The following is a 20,069-nucleotide window of genomic DNA, read 5'->3' as shown; positions in this document are numbered from 1 at the left end:
CCACCCACCCCTCAGCGTCGGGTGTCCTTGCGCGGCCGTTCCAGGGTGAAGGCGTCCACCGGAGTCAGGTCGCCGTAGGGGCCGTCGAAGGTGTAGTACGTGACGTTTATGCGGGTCCGGCCGGTGCGGGGGTCGCCCGGATCGACGTCGAAGGCGGCGAAGCCGTGGGTGTGGACGCGGTCCTGGAAGGCGCGCCACGGGGCGTCCTCGGTGACGAAGACGGCCTTGCGGTGGCGGCCCTCGGTCTCCTTGCTCAGATCGACCACGACGCGCCCTTTGGGCTCGTCGAACAGGTTGTCCTGGTTGGCGGCGAAGTTGCCGCCACCACCGATGATCATGTGGACGGTGCCCTTGCTGGTGTCGGCGACATCGGTACGGGTCGAGACCGGGATCGGGGTGCGGGCCTCGTTCGGCAGCGCACCGCGGACCGGCAGCGACCGCTCGTAGTAGTGCTCGTGCCCGCAGAGCACCAGGTCGACCCCGTACGCGTCGAAGAGCGGGCCCCAGGTCGTGCGGATGCCGAGGTCGCTGCCGCTGCCGCTGCGGCTACTGGAGATCATCGGGTGGTGCATGAAGACGACGATCCAGTCGATCCCGTCATGCGCCCGCGCCGCCTTCAACTCCCGTTCCAGCCAGCGGCGTTGTGCGCCACCGGAAAAGCCGTGCACATAGGTGTCGCCGGTGTCCTGGATCGCCACGTCGTCGTTGGCCAGGCTGATGAAGCGGACCGCGCCGACGGTGAAGGCGTACCACAGCCCCCGGGTCTCGGGATCGGCGGCAGCCGTCGAGTCGGGCAGCGTGTAGTACGTCTGGTAACCGCTCATCCCCAACGGGCCGTTGCCCTTCTCGTTCTCGCCGTTGCCCAGGCAGGGCATCCACGGGCGCAGACGCGTCGAACGGCTGTTGCTGATGAACCAGTCAGCCCAGGTCGATACGCGGTTCTGCCCGAAGACGCCGGCCGCGGAGGCGTAGCACAGGTCGCCGTTGACCAGGTTGAACAGCGGCTCGACCCGTTCCACCGCGGCCACGATGTCGGCGGAGGCTGGTGTGCCGGCCTGGCTGCTGGTGTAGAGCGGATAGCGTCCGGAGGGTGAAGGGTCGCCGCCCGTCGGCCACTTGACGATGCGTCGGAGGTTGGGTGCGCCCTGATCGCCGAAGCTGGTGAAGGTGAACGGGGTCCGCCCGCGCGGCGCCGTGCTGAACGCACCGCTCTCCGGCGCCGCACCGTCGTGCCCGGCCGCGTACAGGTACGTGGTGTCGGGCCGCAGTCCGGTGAGGCGGACGTGGTGCACGTACACCTCCTCACCGGAGAGGCCGTCGCGGTAGGTGCGGGTCTCGGCCTCGACGAGCTGCCCGGTACCCCCGTCCGGGGAGCCGAGCCGCACCTGCGGACGGCGCACGGACCGCGGGCTGATCCAGGAGACGGTCATCTCGGTGGCGGGGTCGGCGCCGAACTGGAGGTGCAGCCCGGTCACACCGGGCACGCCCAGGCGGCTCGGCGTGCGCTGGAGCAAGGGGTGCGGCACGGTGGGCCGGGGGTGGCCGGCGGCTTCGGCGTTCCCGGCGGTGCCGAGTGCGGTGGCGGCCGCTGCCGCCGTCGAACCGGTCAAGAGGGATCTGCGCGCGATCGACATATAACGCCCTTTGGGGAGAGGGGTGTTGGTGAGGTGTGCTGAGGAGCGTTGGCGAATGGAGGGGAGTGAGGGGCTCATGCCTTGGTGGTGTGTGAGGCGGGCATGGGCTTTTCCCGCGCGGTTCGACGGCGGTGGCGGGTGGCGTCGGCGCGGGCACGTGAGCGGGGAGGTTCGGAGGTGACTGGCTGTTGGGGGTCAGGTCGCGTCGGACCAGACCTTGTCGACCAGGGTCGCGATCTGCTCGGGACTGTTGCGGAGGTCCCCGTTGATGTTCCGGACCGTGACGGTCAGGCCCTCCTGGGTGCGCTGGCAGTAGTCGACGTTCACCGAGTCCGGCCGGGGCGTCTGGCCCGTCGGCGTCAGCTGGTTCACGATCACACAGGAGACCTCGCCCACCGTGCGGACCTCGTGCATGGGTCTGACCACGCCGAGGGCCGCCGGGTCCTCGTAGGGGGTGAACGGTGCGGGGGTCCGGCCGCGGATCGCGGTGACCATGAAGGTGGTGGTCAGGTCGGTCTGCGCGTAGGTCCGTACGGCGGCCGCGGTTCCGCCGTACGCGTCGGACAGCAACTTCGTGCTCTCCTCATCGGACTTGGCGGTCCGCTGCGATGCCTGGCCCGCACCGCGGCCGCCCGAGCGCTGCGCCGCCTCCTGGAATCCGACGAACTTCCCCAACGTGGTGGGGAGGGGCAGTTCGGCGGTGGAGGTCCGGCCCGGACCGCCGCCCGTCGGCGCGCTCGTGCTGTCCGCGAGGCTGAGCCAGGCGACACCCACCGCTGCCGCGCCGACCAGCAGGCCGGCCAGGCCGACGGCCCAAGGCCGCGTCCACAGGGCGCGCGGAGCGACGGGCGGAGTCGGGCGCGCGGGGGAGTGGGGCTGATCGGTGTCGGCGGAGCGACCGGGGGCGCCGAAGTCCTCTGTTGTCATGAGCATCATGGTGCCCGTGGTGCGGGACCGGTACGGCATATTTACCGGAAATGCTCGGACACCTTCCGACCGGTTCGGGGCGGGGCGCGTGACGATCCGACGGCGATGGGCGCCGGCGTCGGTCCTCGGTGGAGCGCCCTCGTGGGCCGGTCGTGGAGTCTGTGGAGTCTCGCGTCAACCTGACGGTCGCGGTGGTGGCGGTCCTGCTCGTCCTCACCGCGGTGGTGGGAACGCCCTACTTGCCGTGAGCCCGGTCCCGACGCCGCGATGCGGGCAGCGGATGCACCTCGTCGGTCACCGTCAAGGGGCGGTGGCGCAGGTCCAGATAGGCACGGACGGAAACGCCGGGCCGGCCCGGTGTGTGCCAGGGTGCGGAGGGGCCGCTGGAACGCCACAGGCGCCCCAGCTCGGCCGCGGCAAGGGTGGCGGTGGCTTCGTCGGCGGCGGTGACGTCGATGACGACCATGCCGGGCTCGCTGACATGTTCCTCGTGGATATGCACAGTTCTGTATGACCTATTTCGCCCCGTGGCGTAAGGAGAAGCCGGCAGGGTTCATCCGAACGTGGTCGGCGTGGGTGGTGAGTTGACAGTGAGGCGGGTGCTGGTAGGTGGCGGGCGGTGGGGTGGAGGGTGGGCGTGGTGCGTCAGCGGTTGGAGAAGGCGGTGTGGTGGCGGCGCGGGTCAGCCGGCCGCCGCGCCCGCGGCGGTGGTCGGGTCGGCTCGGGCGGCGTGCAGCCGGGCGTAGAGGCCCGGTGCGCGGAGGAGTTCGTCGTGGGTGCCCTGCTCGACGATGCGGCCGGCGTCCATCACGACGATCAGGTCCGCGTCGCGGATCGTGGACAGACGGTGTGCGATCACGAAGCTGGTCCGGCCGGCCCGCAGGGAACTCATGGCGCGCTGGATCAGGACCTCGGTACGCGTGTCCACCGAGCTGGTGGCCTCGTCCAGGACCAGGACGGCCGGCCGGGCGAGGAACGCCCGGGCCACCGTGATCAGCTGCTTCTCGCCGGCGCTGACCGTCGAGGACTCGTCGTCAAGGACGGTGTCGTACCCCTGGGGCAGGGTGCGGATGAAGCGGTCGGCGCAGGTCGCCCGGGCCGCCTGAACGATGTCTGCGCGGCAGGCCCCGGGCGCGCCGTACGCGATGTTCTCCGCGATCGTGCCGCCGAACAGCCAGGTGTCCTGTAGCACCAGGCCGAAGCGGGACCGCAGGTCGTCGCGGGTCATCGCCGCGGTGTCGGTGCCGTCCAGGAGGATGCGGCCGGAGTCCGGCTCGTAGAAGCGCATCAGGAGGTTGCCGAGGGTGGTCTTGCCGGCACCGGTGGGGCCGACGATCGCCACGGTGCTGCCCGGTTCCACGGTCAGCGAGAGGTCCTCGATGAGGGGGGTGTCGGGGGCGTAGCGGAACGACACGTCCTCGAACACGACCCGGCCTTCGGGGCGGGCGGGCGTGCGCGGCTGGTGGGGGTCGGGGGTCTGCTCGGGGGCGTCGAGCAGGGCGAAGACGCGCTGGGCGGAGGCGGTACCGGACTGGAGCCGGCCCGCGACCGAGGCGATCTCCACGATCGGCTGGCTGAACTGGCGCGCGTAGAGGATGAACGCCTGGACGTCGCCGAGCGTCAGGGAGCCGCTGACGACCTTCCAGGCACCGATGACGGCCACCAGCACATAGCCGAGGTTCGCGATGAACATCATGACCGGCTCCATGGCGCCGGAGGCGAACTGGGCCTTGGCGGCCGCCCGGTACACCGCGTCGTTGCAGGCGTCGAAGCGCTGCTCGGCCGCCGCGCGCCGGTCGAAGCCCTTGATCAACGCGTGGCCGGTGCACACCTCCTCCACATGGGCGTTGAGGTCGCCGTTGGCGGACCACTGCGCGGCGTAGTGGGGTTGGGCGCGCTTGCTGATCCGGGTCGCCAGCAGCCCCGAGACCGGCACGCTCAGCAGCATCACCGCGGCGAGCGACGGTGAGATCACCAGCATCAGCACCAGCATCGTCAGCAGCGAGAAGATCGAGGTGATCAGCTCGGCGAGGGTCTGCTGGAGGGTCTGCTGGAGATTGTCGATGTCGTTGGTGGTGCGGCTGAGCAGCTCACCGGCCGGGTGCCGGTCGAAGTGCCGCAGCGGCAGCCGGGCCAGCTTCTCCCGCGCGGCGCGGCGCAGGTCGTGGATGGTGCGCCACACCGCGGACGCCACGAGCCGGCCCTGGGCCAGCATGAACAGCGACGCCACGGCGTAGAGCGCCAGCAGGATCAGCAGCAGTCGGCCGACCGCGCCGAAGTCGATGCCGGGCGCCGGGCCCGAGCCGCCGCCGAGCACACCCTCGGCGATCAGGTCGGTGACCCGGCCCAACAGCAGCGGTCCGAACGCGTTGAGCACGATCCCACCGACGCCCATCACCAGGGCGAGTGCCACGGTCGGGCGGTGCGGCCGCAGCAGACCGACGAGTCGGCGGGCCGGCCGGGGCGCCGCCCGCTCCTCCTCAGGGACGTCCGGCGCGGCCATGGGCGGCTTCCTCCTCGGTGCGCTGCGAGAGCGCGATCTCGCGATAGGTCGAGCTGGTGCGCAACAGCAGGTCGTGGGTGCCCCGGGCGACGATGCGCCCGCGGTCCAGGACGACGACGCGGTCCGCGTCGCGGGTGGCGGAGACCCGCTGCGCCACGGTGATCACCGTCGCGCCCGCGGTGTACGGCGCCAGCGCCGACCGCAGCGCGGCTTCGGTGGCCTGGTCGAGCGCGGAGAAACAGTCGTCGAAGAGATAGATCTCCGGACGGCGCAACAGTGCCCGGGCGAGCGACAACCGCTGGCGCTGGCCGCCGGAGACGTTGCCGCCGCCCTGGGTGATCCCGGCACCGAGACCGTCCGGCATCCGGGCCACGAAGTCGGCGGCCTGGGCGACGCGCAGTGCCTCCCACAGCTCCTCGTCCGTGGCGTCCGGCCGCCCGAAGCGCAGATTGCCGGCGACCGTTCCGGAGAACAGGTACGGCCGTTGCGGTACGAACCCGACGGCGCCGGCGAGCACGGCCGGGGCCAGCTCGCGGACGTCGGTGCCGCCGATCCGCACCGTTCCCCCGGTGGTGTCGGACAGTCGCAGCACCAGGTTCAGCAGGGTCGTCTTGCCGCTGCCGGTGCTGCCGAGCACAGCGAGCCGTTCGCCCGGTTCGACCGTCAGGTCGACGTCCCGCAGCACGGCCTCCTCGGCGCCCGGGTAGCGGAACTCGGCGCCGTGCAGCTCGACCCGGCCCGCGGGGCCCCGCACCGGCTGCGGCGCGGCCGGCGGCGCCACGCTCGTCCCGGTATCCAGGACCTCCGCGATCCGACCGGCGCAGACCCGGGCCCGCGGCACCGACAGGAACACGAAGGCCAGCATCACGACGGACATCAGGATCAGCGACAGATAGCTGAGGAACGCACTGAGCGCACCGATCGGCATGCTGCCCGCGTCGATCCGGCGGGAGCCGGCCCACAGCAGGGCGACGGTGAAGCCGTTCATGAGCAGCAACACCACCGGCAGCATCGTCGCGATGAGCCGGCCCACCCGTTGCGACAGGGCGAGGAAGGCGTCGTTGGTCTCCGCGAAGCGCCCGCGCTCGTGGTCGTCACGGACGAAGGACCGCACCACCCGCACCCCGGTGATCGCCTCGCGCAGCAGCCGCCCCAGGTGGTCCAGGGTCACCTGCATCCGCGCGTACAGGGCCCCCATCCGGGCCAGCAGCAGGCCGAAGCAGACCGCCACCACCAGCACCAGCGCGACCAGGAGCAGCGCCAGCGGTACGTCCTGACGCAGCGCCAGCAGCACGCTGCCCAGACACATCAGCGGTGCGCACACGACGATGCCGAAGCCGGACTGGGCGAGGTTCTGCACCTGCTGGACGTCGTTCACCGACCGGGTCAGCAGCGACGGGGTGCCGAAGCGGCCGATCTCGCGGGCGGAGAAGTCCAGGATGCGGCGGAAGACCGCGGACCGCAGATCGCGGCCCATCGCCGTCGAGGTCCGGGCGGCCAGCGCCGCCGCCCCGAGCGCCGCCGCGATCTGCACCACCGCCACCGCCACCATCACCACACCCAGCTCGGTGAGTCGACCGCGGTCGCCGCGCACCACCCCCTGGTCGATGAGCGCGGCGCCGAGCGTCGGCAGCAGCAACGTGCCCAGGATCTGTACGAGTTGGAGCGCGACGAGGGCGGAGGTGGCCCCCGCGTAGGGGCGCAGCTGTGCCCGCAGAAGTCTCAACAGCACGGAGGAACACCCCGGTTGACTGCGGCGGCAGGCCGCTCGGTGGACGGAGTCGGCCGGCCCGCCGACCTTGACATTGCACCGCAGTTCGCACCTGAATTTCCCTAGTGTTGGGGTCGTCGACGCGCTTTTGACGGTCCGGCACTTGGGAATTCCCTAGAAAGCCCGGGATGCGTTGACAGCATCTTCCGAGGCTTGCGAGCGTGCCGGTGTCTAACGTCCGGACTGCGTATTCGACGCCAGGTCGTGGCCGAGCCCAAGCGTTTGGACGGTCTCTTTCGTGTATCGAGAAGGGTTTGCCATGTCCAAACGAGCGCTGATCACCGGAATCACCGGCCAGGACGGCTCCTATCTCGCGGAGCACCTGCTGTCGCAGGGCTACCAGGTGTGGGGCCTGATCCGCGGTCAGGCCAACCCCCGGAAGTCCCGCGTCAGCCGCCTGGTCGCCGAACTGAACTTCATCGACGGCGACCTGATGGACCAGGGCAGCCTGGTCTCCGCGGTCGACACCGTGCAGCCCGACGAGGTCTACAACCTCGGCGCGATCTCCTTCGTGCCGATGTCCTGGCAGCAGGCCGAGCTGGTCACCGAGGTCAACGGCATGGGCGTGCTGCGCATGCTGGAGGCCATCCGCATGGTCAGCGGCCTGTCCACCTCCCGCACCGCCAGCCCGCGCGGTCAGATCCGCTTCTACCAGGCGTCGTCCTCGGAGATGTTCGGCAAGGCGGCCGAGACCCCGCAGCGCGAGACCACGCTCTTCCACCCGCGCAGCCCCTACGGCGCGGCCAAGGCGTACGGCCACTACATCACCCGCAACTACCGCGAGTCCTTCGGCATGTACGCGGTATCCGGCATGCTCTTCAACCACGAATCCCCGCGCCGCGGACAGGAATTCGTCACCCGCAAGATCACCCTCGCGGTCGCCCGCATCAAACACGGCCTCCAGGACAAACTGGCCCTCGGCAACCTCGACGCGGTCCGCGACTGGGGCTATGCCGGCGACTACGTCCGCGCCATGCACCTGATGCTCCAGCAGGACGCCGGCGACGACTACGTCATCGGCACCGGTCAGATGCACTCGGTGCGTGACGCCGTCCGGATCGCCTTCGAGCACGTCGGCCTGAACTGGGAGGACCACGTCGTCATCGACCCCGACCTGGTACGGCCCGCAGAGGTCGAGGTGCTGTGCGCCGACAGCGCGAAGGCCCGGGACCGCCTCGGCTGGAAACCGGACGTCGACTTTCCCGCCCTCATGCGCATGATGGTCGAATCTGATCTGATGCAGGTTTCCCGCGAAAACCAATACGGTGATGTGCTGTTGGCCGCCAGCTGGTAGCGGTTCCGAGCTTTCGAACACTAGGGAATTCCCGCGGGAATTCCGACGACACTCGCCATATGGATTCCCCCGGTGAGTGGCGAATCCAGGTGGCGATTCGAACGTACCGCCGGAGCGGCGCGGAAAAGTCGGACGCCATTCACGTGCGGCCGTCGGCTGTCGAGATGGGTTGAGTTGAGATGGACAACGAACAAAAACTCCGGGATTACCTCAAGCTTGCGACGGCCGACCTTCGACGCACCCGACGGCGGGTCAGCGAGCTGGAGTCGGCGGCCCAGGAACCGGTGGCCATCATCGGCATGACCTGTCGCTACCCCGGAGGCGTCCGCAGCCCCGAAGACCTCTGGCGGATGGTCGCGGCCGGTGAGCACGGCGTCAGCCCGTTCCCCACCGACCGCGGCTGGGACCTGGAGGCACTGGCCGCCGCCCCGACCGCCACCGGCGGATTCCTGCACGACGCCCCCGACTTCGACGCGGACTTCTTCGGCATCTCACCGCGCGAGGCGGTCGCCATGGACCCGCAGCAGCGCGTGGTCCTGGAATCCGCCTGGGAGGCGTTCGAACGCGCCGGTATCGACCCGACGTCCGTGAAGGGCAGCCGCACCGGCGTCTTCCTGGGCGCGATGGCCCAGGACTACCGGGTCGGCCCCGCCGACGGCGCCGAGGGCTTCCAACTCACCGGCAACACCGGCAGCGTGCTGTCCGGCCGCATCTCCTACACCTTCGGCACGGTCGGCCCCGCCGTCACCGTCGACACCGCCTGCTCCTCCTCGCTCGTCGCCGTCCACCTGGCCACCCAGGCGCTGCGGGCCGGCGAGTGCACCCTCGCCCTCGCCGGCGGCGTCACCATCATGTCCGGACCCGGCACCTTCATCGAGATGGGCCGCCAGGGCGGACTGTCAGCGGACGGCCGCTGCCGCTCCTTCGGTGACACCGCCGACGGCACCGGCTGGGCCGAAGGCGTCGGCATCCTGGTCCTGGAACGCCTCTCCGACGCCGTCAGCAACGGCCACCAGATCCTGGCCGTCGTCCGCGGCACCGCCGTCAACCAGGACGGCGCCTCCAACGGCCTCACCGCCCCCAACGGCCCCTCCCAGCAACAGGTCATCCAGCAGGCCCTGGTCAACGCCAGACTGTCCGCCGGGGATATCGACGTCGTCGAGGCACACGGCACCGGAACGACCCTCGGCGACCCCGTCGAGGCGCAGGCCCTGCTCGCCACCTACGGCCAGAACCGCCCGGCGGACCGACCGCTGCTGCTCGGCTCGGTCAAGTCCAACATCAGCCACACCCAGGCCGCCGCCGGTGTCGCGGGCGTCATCAAGATGGTGATGGCGATGCGGTACGGCGTCCTGCCCCGCACCCTGCACGCCGAGGAGCCCACCCGCCACGTCGACTGGTCGCAGGGCGCCGTGCAACTGCTGACCGACCACACCGACTGGCCCGCCACCGGGGCACCGCGCCGTGCCGCCATCTCCTCCTTCGGCATCAGCGGCACCAACGCCCACACCATCATCGAACAGGCCCCCGAGCCGCGCCCCGCAGACACCGCAGACACCGCAGACACCACAGTCACCGCAGACAACGCCGAGGCTGCCGACACCGCAATCACCACAGGCACTGCCGACACCGCGCCGACGGCCACCACCGTGGCGCCCGAAACCGTCCCGGTCCTGCTCTCCGCCCGCACCCCGGACGCCCTGCGCGGCCAGGCCGCCGCACTGCGCACCGCCCTCGACACCGACCCCCACCCCGACCTGCTCGACCTCGCCCACTCCCTCGCCACCACCCGCGCCGGATTCGAGCACCGAGCCGTCCTCCTCGCCACCGACCGCACGGCGTTCACCGACGGCCTCGCCGCACTCGCCGACGGCGACGACCCGGCCGCCGCCCTTGCCTGGGACACCGGTACCGCCCGGGCCGAGACCCGGCTCGCCGTGCTGTTCACCGGCCAGGGCGCCCAACGCCTCGGTGCGGGACGGGAACTCGCCGCCCGCTTCCCGGCGTTCGCCACCGCACTCGACGCGACCCTGGACGCCTTCACCCCGCACCTGGACCGCCCCCTGCGCGAGGTGCTGTGGGGAACGGACGCGGCCCTGCTCGACCGCACCGAGTACGCCCAGCCCGCACTCCTCGCCGTCGAAGTGGCCCTCTACCGGCTGATCGAGTCCTTCGGCGTCCGCCCCGACCACCTCGCCGGCCACTCCGTCGGCGAGATCGCCGCCGCACACCTCGCCGGCGTCCTCTCCCTGGCCGACGCCGCCACCCTCGTCGCCGCCCGCGGTCGCCTGATGCAAGCTCTGCCCGACGGCGGCGCGATGATCGCCGTCCAGGCAGCGGAAGCCGACGTCGCCCCGCTGCTCACCGGCCACGAGGACCAGGTCTCCGTCGCCGCCGTCAACGGCCCCTCCGCCGTCGTCCTCTCCGGCGACGCCGCCACCGTCACCGCCCTCGCCGAACGGCTCGCGGCCGACGGCCACAAGACCCGCCGACTGCGCGTCTCGCACGCATTCCACTCGCCGCTCATGGAGCCGATGCTCGACGCGTTCCGGGCCGTCGTCGAGGACCTCACCCTCCACCCCCCGCTCCTCCCGGTCGTCTCCAACCTGACCGGCAAACCCGCCACCGTCGCCCAACTCACCTCCGCCGACTACTGGGTCGACCACGTCCGCCACGCCGTCCGCTTCGCCGACGGCATCGACTGGCTCGCCAGTCACGGCACCACCGCCTTCCTCGAACTCGGCCCCGACAGTGTGCTGACCGCGGCGGCCCAGGAATGCCTGGACGCCGCCGGATCCGACGCCGTCACCCTGCCCGCCCTGCGCGCCGGACGGCCCGAGGAACACACCCTCACCACCGCACTCGCCGGCCTGCACGTCCACGGCATCCCCCTCGACTGGTCCGGCTACTTCGCCGACACCGGCGCCCGCCGCACCGACCTGCCGACCTACGCCTTCCAGCGCCGCCGCTACTGGCCCAAGGCCCTCCAGGGCGGCACCGCCGACCTGCGCTCCGTGGGCCTCGGCGCCGCCCACCACCCGCTGCTGTCCGCCGCCGTCTCCCTCGCCGACGCAGGCGGCGCCCTCCTCACCGGCCGGCTCTCCCGGCAGACCCATCCCTGGCTCGCCGACCACACCGTCCGCGGCACCACCCTGCTGCCCGGCACCGCCTTCCTCGAACTCGCGGTCCGCGCCGGCGACGAGGTCGGCTGCGACCGCGTCGAGGAACTCACCCTCGCCGCACCGCTGCTCCTGCCCGAACAGGGCGGCGTCCAGGTCCAGTTGTGGATCGGCAACCCCGACGCCTCCGGCCGTCGCACCGTCAACGTCCACGCCCGCCCCGACACCGGCGACGACACCCCGTGGACCACCCACGCCACCGGTGTCCTCACCACCGCCGACACCGCACCCACCGGCGAGGCACCCCCCGCCCTCGACGCGGCGCAGTGGCCCCCGGCCGGCGCCGAACCGCTGCCCCTGGACGGCCACTACGACCGGCTCGCCGACGGCGGCTTCGCCTACGGCCCGGTCTTCCAGGGCCTGCGCGCCGCCTGGCGCCGCGACGACGCGATCTACGCCGAGGTCGTCCTGCCCGAGGCCGGCCGGCCCGACGTCGAGGCGTTCGGCATCCACCCGGCGCTGCTCGACGCCGCCCTGCACGCCGCCTCCTTCACCGGCCTCGGCGAACGCGGCCGGGGCGGGCTGCCCTTCTCCTGGGAGGGCGTCTCCCTCCACGCCAGCGGCGCCACCACCCTGCGCGTCCGCCTGGCCCCGGTCGCCGATGACGCGCTCGCCCTCACCGTCGCCGACGGCACCGGCGAGCCCGTGCTGACCGTCGACTCCCTCGTCCTGCGCGGCGTGGCCTCCCACCAGCTCGACACGGCCGCCGGGCTCGCCCGCGACTCCCTCTTCCGCCTCGACTGGACGCCCGTACGCCCGACCACCACCGACCTCGGCGCCGTGGCCCTCATCGGCACCGACCCCTTCGGCCTGCTGACCCACCCCGCCCTCACCGACGCCACCCCGCACCCGGACCTCACCACCCTCGCCGCGGCGGACGGCCCCGTCCCGCCCACCGTCCTGCTGCCCCTCACCGGCACCGGCGACGACACGGGCACCGGCGACGACACCGGTACCGGTACCGGCGGCGCCACCGACCCGGCCCGCGCCGCGCACCGTTGCGCCACCGCCGCCCTCACCGCCGTACAGACCTGGCTCGACCACCCCGAACGCTTCGCCGACGCCCGCCTGGTCTTCGTGACCCGTGGCGCGACGACCGGGCACGACGTGGCAGCCGCCGCGGTCTGGGGCCTGGTGCGTTCCGCGCAGTCCGAGAACCCCGGCTGCTTCGCACTGCTCGACCTCGACCCCGTCACGGGCCCCGCTACCCTCCCGCCGACCGCGCTCACCTGCGACGAACCGCAGCTCGCAGTGGACGGCGACACCCTGCGGGCCGCCCGCCTGGTCCGCCGGGCCAGCGCTGACGAACCCCAGGCCGGTGCGACGTTCACGGGGGCGGGTTCGGTCCTGATCACCGGTGGTACGGGTGGTCTGGGGGCGGTGCTGGCTCGCCATCTGGTGGCTGAGCACGGGGTGCGGGATGTGCTGCTGGTCAGTCGTCGTGGTGAACGGGCCGATGGCGCGGCCGAGTTGATTGCGGAGCTGGCGGAGTCGGGTGCCAGTGCGCGGGCGGTTGCCTGCGATGTGGCGGATCGGGCGGCGGTGGCGGAGCTGATCGCCACGCATCCGGTGTCGTCGGTGATCCATGCGGCCGGTGTGCTGGACGACGGGATGATCGCCACGCTGACGCCGGAGCGCCTGGCTGCGGTCCTGCGGCCGAAGGTGGATGCCGCCTGGCATCTGCACGAGGCGACCCGTGACCTGGACTTGGCGGCCTTCGTCGTCTTCTCGTCGGTTGCGGGGGTGTTCGGCAGTCCCGGTCAGGCCAACTACGCGGCCGGAAACGCCTTCCTGGACGCCCTCATGACACAGCGTCAGGCGGCGGGCCTGCCCGGTCTCTCGCTGGCCTGGGGGCCGTGGGAACAGTCCGGCGGTATGACTGGCGCGTTGACGGATGCCGAGGCTGACCGCCTGGCCCGTTCCGGCGTCCCGCCGCTGTCCGTGGCGCAGGGCCTCGCCCTCTTCGACGCGGCCCTGGCCGGCACCGACGCCACCGGTGTCCCGGTCCGCCTGGATCTTCCCGTCCTCCGTGCACGGGGCGAAGTGCCGCCGCTGTTGCGGTCGTTGATCCGTGTCCGTGCGCGCCGCGCCGTCGTCGCCGGATCCGCCACCGCGGGCAACCTCGCCCAGCGCCTCGGCCGGCTCGACGAGGAGGGCCGCGACGAGCTGGTCCTGGATCTCGTCCGGGGCCAGGTGGCGCTGGTCCTCGGCCACGCCACCGGCAGCGACGTGGACGCCGGCCGTGCCTTCCGGGACCTGGGCTTCGACTCCCTGACCGCCGTCGAGCTCCGCAACCGCCTCAACACCGTCACCGGTCTGCGACTGCCCGCCACCCTGGTCTTCGACTACCCGACCGTCCGCCACCTCGCCACCTACATCCGCGACGAACTGCTGGGCACGGATGCCGAGGTGACGTCTGTCCGGCGGAGCGCGGTGGCGGTGGCGGACGATCCGATCGTCATCGTGGGTATGGCTTGCCGCTATCCGGGCGGGGTCAGCTCTCCTGAGGACCTGTGGAAACTGGTCACCGAAGGCACCGATGCGGTCTCCGGTTTCCCGACGAACCGTGGTTGGGACGTTGAGTCCCTGTACCACCCGGATCCTGACCATCTGGGTACGTCGTATACGCGTTCTGGTGGGTTCTTGTATGAGGCGGGGGAGTTTGATCCGGCGTTCTTCGGGATGAGTCCGCGTGAGGCGTTGGCGACGGATTCGCAGCAGCGTCTGTTGTTGGAGTCGTCGTGGGAGGCGATTGAGCGGGCGGGTATTGATCCGTTGACGTTGCGTGGTAGTGCGACGGGTGTGTTCGCGGGTGTGATGTACAGCGATTACAGCGCGATGTTGGCGAGTCCGGAGTTCGAGGGTTTTCAGGGGAGTGGGAGTTCGCCGAGTTTGGCGTCGGGTCGGGTGGCCTATGTGTTGGGGCTTGAGGGTCCGGCGGTGACGGTGGATACGGCGTGTTCTTCGTCGTTGGTGGCGATGCATTGGGCGATGCAGGCGTTGCGTAGTGGTGAGTGTGGGTTGGCGTTGGCCGGTGGTGTGACGGTGATGTCGACGCCGGCGGTGTTCGTGGACTTTGCCCGGCAGCGGGGGTTGTCGTCTGATGGTCGTTGCAAGGCGTTTGCGGATGCGGCCGATGGGGTGGGTTGGTCCGAGGGCGTCGGCATGCTGGTGTTGGAACGGCAGTCGGATGCGGTCCGTAACGGTCACGAGATCCTGGCCGTGGTGCGGGGTTCGGCGGTGAACCAGGATGGTGCGTCCAACGGCTTGACGGCTCCTAACGGTCCGTCCCAGCAGCGGGTGATCCGTCAGGCACTGGCCAGCGGCGGCCTGACTGCCGGTGACGTGGATGTGGTGGAGGCGCACGGCACGGGCACCACACTCGGTGACCCGATCGAGGCCCAGGCGCTCCTCGCCACCTACGGCCGGGACCGGGACGCCGAACGGCCGCTGCTGCTCGGCTCGGTGAAGTCCAACATCGGGCACACGCAGGCCGCGGCCGGCGTCGCCGGCGTCATCAAGATGGTGTTGGCGATGCGACACGGTGTGGTGCCGCGGACACTGCACGTCGATGCCCCGTCTTCGCACGTGGACTGGTCCGAGGGTGCGGTGGAGCTGCTGACCGAGCCGACGGCCTGGCCGGAGTCGGACCGGGCCCGACGGGCCGGTGTCTCCTCGTTCGGCATCAGCGGCACCAACGTCCACGTCATCGTCGAGCAGGCGCCGGGCGCCGAAGCCACCGTGGCCGGCGCACCGCAGCACACGCCGGGCGCGGTTCCGCTGTTGCTCTCCGGCCGCAACCGCGGTGCGCTGCGGAGCCAGGCCGCCCGGCTGCTCGGGCACCTCCGGACCCGGCCGGACGCCGGACTCGTGGATATCGCGTTCTCCCTGGCCACCAGCCGGTCCCGCTTCGAACAGCGGGCCGCCGTCGTGGCGCACGACCGTGACCAGCTCCTCGCCTCGCTGAGCGCGCTCGCCACCGGCCGGCCGGACCCCGCCGTCGTCGAGGGCGAGACCGCCGGGCGCGGCCGGACCGCCGTGCTGTTCACCGGCCAGGGCAGCCAGCGGGCCGCGATGGGGCGTGAACTCCACGCGGCACAACCGGAGTTCGCCGCGGCGTTCGACGCGGTCTGTGCCGCGTTCGACCCGCTGCTGGACCGGCCGCTGCGCGAGGTGGTGTTCGCCGCGGAGGGCAGCGACGAGGCCGCCCTGTTGGACGGGACCGGGTGGACGCAGCCCGCGCTGTTCGCCGTCGAGGTGGCGCTGTACCGGCTCGTGGAGAGCTGGGGCGTCCGCGTCGACTTCGTGGCGGGGCACTCGATCGGCGAGATCGCCGCGGCGCACGTCGCCGGGGTACTGGAGTTGGCGGACGCCTGCCGCCTGGTGGCCGCGCGGGCGACCCTGATGCAGGCGCTGCCGGCCGGTGGCGCGATGATCGCGATCCAGGCCACCGAGGACGAGATCGCTCCGCACCTCACCGACCCGGTGGCCATCGCCGCCGTCAACGGGCCCGAGTCCGTGGTCGTCTCCGGCGACGCGGACGCGGCCGAGGAGATCGCCGCCGCCTTCGCCGAAAGGGGGCGGAAGACCAAGCGGCTACGGGTGAGCCATGCCTTCCACTCGCCGCACATGGACGCCATGCTGGACGCCTTCCGCACCGTCGCCGAGGGGCTGACGTACCGGGCGCCGCGCATCCCGCTCGTCTCCGACCTCACCGGCGAACGCGCCGACGACGCGGAGCTGTGCACCGCGGAGTACTGGGTGCGGCACGTCCGCGAGGCCGTGCGGTTCGCCGACTGCGTGCGGACGCTGCGGGACGCCGGCGTCACCACCTTCCTGGAGTTGGGGCCCGACGGTCTGCTCACCGCGATGGCCCAGGACACCCTCGGCGACGACCACGACGCCGAACTCGTCCCGTTCCTGCGCGCCGATCGCTCCGAGGAGGTGGCCGCCGCCACCGCCCTGGCCCGCCTCCAGGTGCGGGGCGTGGACGTGGGCCGGGCGGCGTACTTCGCCGGGACCGGAGCCCGCCGCACCGACCTGCCGACGTACGCCTTCCAGCACGAGCACTACTGGCCGCAGCTGCCGGCCCCGGCCGCCACCGCCGCCGACCCCGCCGATCAGCAGCTGTGGGCCGCCGTGGAGCGCGGTGACGCCCGCGAACTCGCCGCCGTCCTGGGCCTGGACGCCCAGGACCGCACGCCGCTGGACTCCCTGCTGCCGGCCCTCACGTCGTGGCGGCGCGGCAACCAGGAGAAGCACCTCCTCGACACCCTGCGCTACCGGGTGGAGTGGACGCGGCTGACCAAGCCCGTCGCCCCGGTCCTCGACGGCACCTGGCTGCTGGTCGCCTCCGACGCCACCGCGGCCGACGAGGCGGACCTCCTGGACGGGCTGGCCGACGCCCTCGGCACGCACGGCGCCCGCGTACGGCGCCTCGTCCTGGACGCCTCCTGCGCGGACCGCACGGTGCTCGCCGGGCGACTGGCGCAGACCGACGGCGTGGACACGGCCACCCAGGTGCTGTCCGTGCTGCCGCTCGACGAACGGTCCGCCGACGACTGCCCGCCACTCACCCGGGGACTGACGCTGACCGTGGCGCTCGTCCAGGCCCTCGCCGACACCGGCGCCCGGGGCCGGCTGTGGACCGCCACCCGCGGCGCCGTCTCCACCGGCCCCGCCGACCCGATCACCCACCCCGTCCAGGCCGCCGCCTGGGGGCTGGGCCGAGGCGTCGCCCTGGAGCACCCGCGACTGTGGGGCGGCCTGGTCGACCTGCCGGACACCTTCGACCAGCGGGCCGGACAGCGCCTCGCCGGGATCCTCGCCGTCAAGGACGTCCCCGACGGCGAGGACCAGGTGGCGCTGCGGACCACCGGGGTGTCCGGCCGGCGGCTGGTCCGCCACACCGTCGACACGCTGCCCGCGGCCGGGGAGTTCACCACCGCCGGCACCGTGCTGATCACCGGCGGTACCGGTGGCCTGGGCGCCGAGGTCGCCCGGTGGCTGGCCCGCGCCGGCGCCCAGCACCTCGTCCTCACCAGCCGCCGCGGCCCGGACGCGCCCGGCGCCGCCGCACTCCGGGCCGAACTCGAAGGCATCGGACCGTCGGTCTCCGTCGTCGCCTGCGACGTCGCCGACCGCGACGCACTCGCCGCGGTCCTCGCCGACCTCCCCGCACAGCTGCCGCTGACCGGCGTCGTACACACCGCCGGCGTCGGCCACTACGGTCCGCTCGACGGCCTGACCACCGCCGACTTCGCCGCCCTCACCGCCGCCAAGCTCGCCGGCGCCGCCCACCTCGACGCCCTGCTCGGCGACCGCGAACTGGACTTCTTCGTCCTCTTCGGCTCCATCGCCGGTGTCTGGGGCAGCGGCAACCAGAGCGCCTACGGCGCCGCCAACGCCTACCTGGACGCGCTCGCCCTGCACCGCCGCACCCGCGGTCTGGTCGCGACCTCCGTCGCCTGGGGCCCGTGGGCCGAGGCGGGGATGGCCGCCGACGACACGGTCTCCGAGACCCTGCGCCGTCAGGGCCTCGGCCTGCTCGACCCGGCCCCCGCCCTGACCGAGCTGCGCCGCGCCGTCGTCCGCCAGGACGTCACCGTCACGGTCGCCGACGTGGACTGGCCGCGGTACGCGCCGCTGTTCACCTCCGCCCGGCCGAGCGCCCTGCTCTCCGACCTGCCCGAGGTCCGCGCCCTCGCCACCGACGAGCGCACCGGGCCGGACACCGCCGACGCCTCCGAGCTCGTCACCCGGGTCCGCGCCCTCGCCGAGCCCGCACAACTGCGCCTCCTCGCCGACCTCGTCCGTACCGAAGCCGCCACTGTCCTCGGGCACAGCTCCGCCGACGCCGTCCCCGAGGGCCGTGCCTTCCGCGACCTCGGCTTCGACTCGCTGACCGCCGTCGAACTCCGCAAGCGCCTGGGCACCGTGACCGGGCTGCCCCTGCCCAGCACCATGGTGTTCGACTACCCGACGCCGCTGGAACTCGCGCAGTACCTGCGGGCGGAGGTCCTCGGCGCGGTTCTGGAAGTCGCCGGCCCGGTCGCCACCGGTGCCGCCGACGACGAACCGATCGCCATCATCGGCATGGCCTGCCGCTTTCCCGGCGGCGTCAGCTCCCCGGAACACCTGTGGGACCTGGTCACCTCCGGCACCGACGCGATCAGCGACTTCCCCGTCAACCGCGGCTGGAACGCCGGCCACCTCTTCGACCCGGACCCCGACCGGCCCGGCACCACCTACTCCACCCAGGGCGGCTTCCTCCACGACGCCGACGCCTTCGACCCCACCTTCTTCGGCATCGCGCCCCGCGAGGCGCTGGTCATGGACCCGCAGCAGCGGCTGCTACTGGAGACCACCTGGGAGTCGTTCGAGCGCGCCGGCATCCGCCCGGACACCGTCCGGTCCAGCCTGACCGGCACGTTCATCGGCTCCAGCTACCAGGAGTACGGCCTCGGCGCGGGCGACGGAGCCGAGGGCCACATGGTCACCGGCAGCAGCCCCAGCGTGCTGTCCGGCCGCCTGTCCTACGTCTTCGGCCTGGAAGGCCCTGCGGTCACCGTCGACACCGCCTGCTCCTCCTCGCTCGTGGCGCTGCACCTGGCCTGCCAGTCACTGCGCAACGGCGAGAGCACCCTGGCCGTCGCCGGCGGCGCCACGATCATGACGACGCCCAACCCGTTCATCGCGTTCAGCCGGCAGCGCGCCCTCGCCAAGGACGGCCGCTGCAAGGCGTTCTCCGACGACGCCGACGGCATGACCCTCGCCGAGGGCGTCGGCATCGTCCTCGTCGAGCGGCTCTCCGACGCGCAGCGCAACGGCCACCCGGTGCTCGCCGTCATCCGCGGCTCGGCCATCAACCAGGACGGTGCCTCCAACGGGCTGACCGCGCCCAACGGCCCGTCCCAGCAGCGCGTCATCCGCCAGGCCCTCGCCAACGCCCGCCTCGCCCCCGGCGACATCGACGCCCTGGAGGCGCACGGCACCGGCACGCCGCTCGGCGACCCCATCGAGGCGCAGGCACTGTTCGCCACCTACGGCCGCGACCGTGCCCCCGAGAACGCGCTGCTGCTCGGCTCGGTCAAGTCCAACATCGGCCATACCCAGTCCGCCGCCGGTATCGCCGGAGTCATCAAGATGGTGATGGCGTTGCGGCATGGTCGGTTGCCGCAGACCCTGCACGTCGACCAGCCGTCCTCGCACGTGGACTGGTCGGCGGGAACGGTGCGGCTGTTGGCCGAGGGGCGGGAGTGGCCGGTGACCGGCCGGCCGCGGCGGGCCGCGGTCTCCTCGTTCGGTATCAGCGGCACCAACGCACACGCCCTGCTGGAGCAGGCACCCGCCGCGGACACCACTGCCGAACAGGAGCGGCCCGCCGTCGCACCGGTCCCGGTCGCCGGCGGTGTCGTCCCGTGGGTGGTCACCGCCCGCAGCGCCGCCGCACTGCGCGGCCAGGCCCACCGCCTCCGCACGTACGCCGAAACCGCCGAACCGGCCGTCAGCCCGCTCGACATCGGCCTGTCGTTGGCCTCCGCACGCGCCCGCTTCGCCCACCGTGCCGTGGTGGTACCGCCCGCGGGCACCGACCCCCTGGCGGCCCTGGACGCCGTCGCGGCCGACGGACCCTCGCCCGTGGTCGCCCGTGGAGTGGCCGATGCCGAGGGCCGGACGGTGTTCGTCTTCCCCGGTCAGGGGTCCCAGTGGGTGGGGATGGGGGCGCAACTCCTCGATGAGTCACCGGTGTTCGCGGAGC

At 72.3% G+C, this 20,069-nt stretch carries 7 protein-coding genes; 2 read left to right on the top strand and 5 right to left on the bottom strand.

Features of this window, described 5'->3' with window-relative positions; genetic code table 11:
* Positions 1 to 11: 11 nt before the first annotated feature.
* The 5 genes from ACFVT2_RS12935 to ACFVT2_RS12915 form a co-directional block, all read right to left on the bottom strand.
* The gene (locus ACFVT2_RS12935; RefSeq protein ID WP_390016052.1) at positions 12 to 1,610 is read right to left on the bottom strand and encodes a purple acid phosphatase family protein; all 1,599 of its coding nucleotides are present in this window, start codon (positions 1,608 to 1,610) and stop codon (positions 12 to 14) included.
* Positions 1,611 to 1,829: 219 nt separating this feature from the next.
* Positions 1,830 to 2,561: a hypothetical protein gene (locus ACFVT2_RS12930; protein ID WP_390016049.1), complete on the bottom strand. Its 732-nt coding sequence runs from the start codon at positions 2,559 to 2,561 to the stop codon at positions 1,830 to 1,832.
* A 235-nt stretch (positions 2,562 to 2,796) separates the two neighbouring features.
* Positions 2,797 to 3,063, bottom strand: coding sequence for a DUF6207 family protein (locus ACFVT2_RS12925; protein ID WP_390016046.1), 267 nt, complete (start codon positions 3,061 to 3,063; stop codon positions 2,797 to 2,799).
* 180 nt (positions 3,064 to 3,243) lie between these two features.
* Entirely contained in the window at positions 3,244 to 5,064 is a 1,821-nt protein-coding gene (locus ACFVT2_RS12920) for an ABC transporter ATP-binding protein (RefSeq protein ID WP_390016043.1), read from the bottom strand.
* Positions 5,042 to 6,796 (bottom strand): ABC transporter ATP-binding protein, encoded by a 1,755-nt coding sequence (locus ACFVT2_RS12915; RefSeq protein ID WP_390016040.1) that lies wholly within the window; start codon positions 6,794 to 6,796, stop codon positions 5,042 to 5,044. The genes ACFVT2_RS12920 and ACFVT2_RS12915 overlap by 23 nt, the downstream gene beginning before the upstream one ends.
* A 298-nt stretch (positions 6,797 to 7,094) precedes the next feature.
* Between ACFVT2_RS12915 and ACFVT2_RS12910 the strand changes: the two genes are divergently transcribed.
* Both ACFVT2_RS12910 and ACFVT2_RS12905 read left to right on the top strand, forming a co-directional pair.
* Positions 7,095 to 8,129: a GDP-mannose 4,6-dehydratase gene (locus ACFVT2_RS12910; protein WP_390016037.1), complete on the top strand. Its 1,035-nt coding sequence runs from the start codon at positions 7,095 to 7,097 to the stop codon at positions 8,127 to 8,129.
* A gap of 179 nt (positions 8,130 to 8,308) precedes the next feature.
* On the top strand, positions 8,309 to 20,069 hold an 11,761-nt coding region (locus tag ACFVT2_RS12905; protein WP_390016034.1), incomplete at its 3' end, for a type I polyketide synthase.

This window comes from Streptomyces sp. NPDC058000, assembly GCF_042886435.1.
Classification (GTDB): Bacteria; Actinomycetota; Actinomycetes; order Streptomycetales; family Streptomycetaceae; genus Streptomyces.
This window is presented reverse-complemented; position numbering and strand designations above follow the sequence as displayed.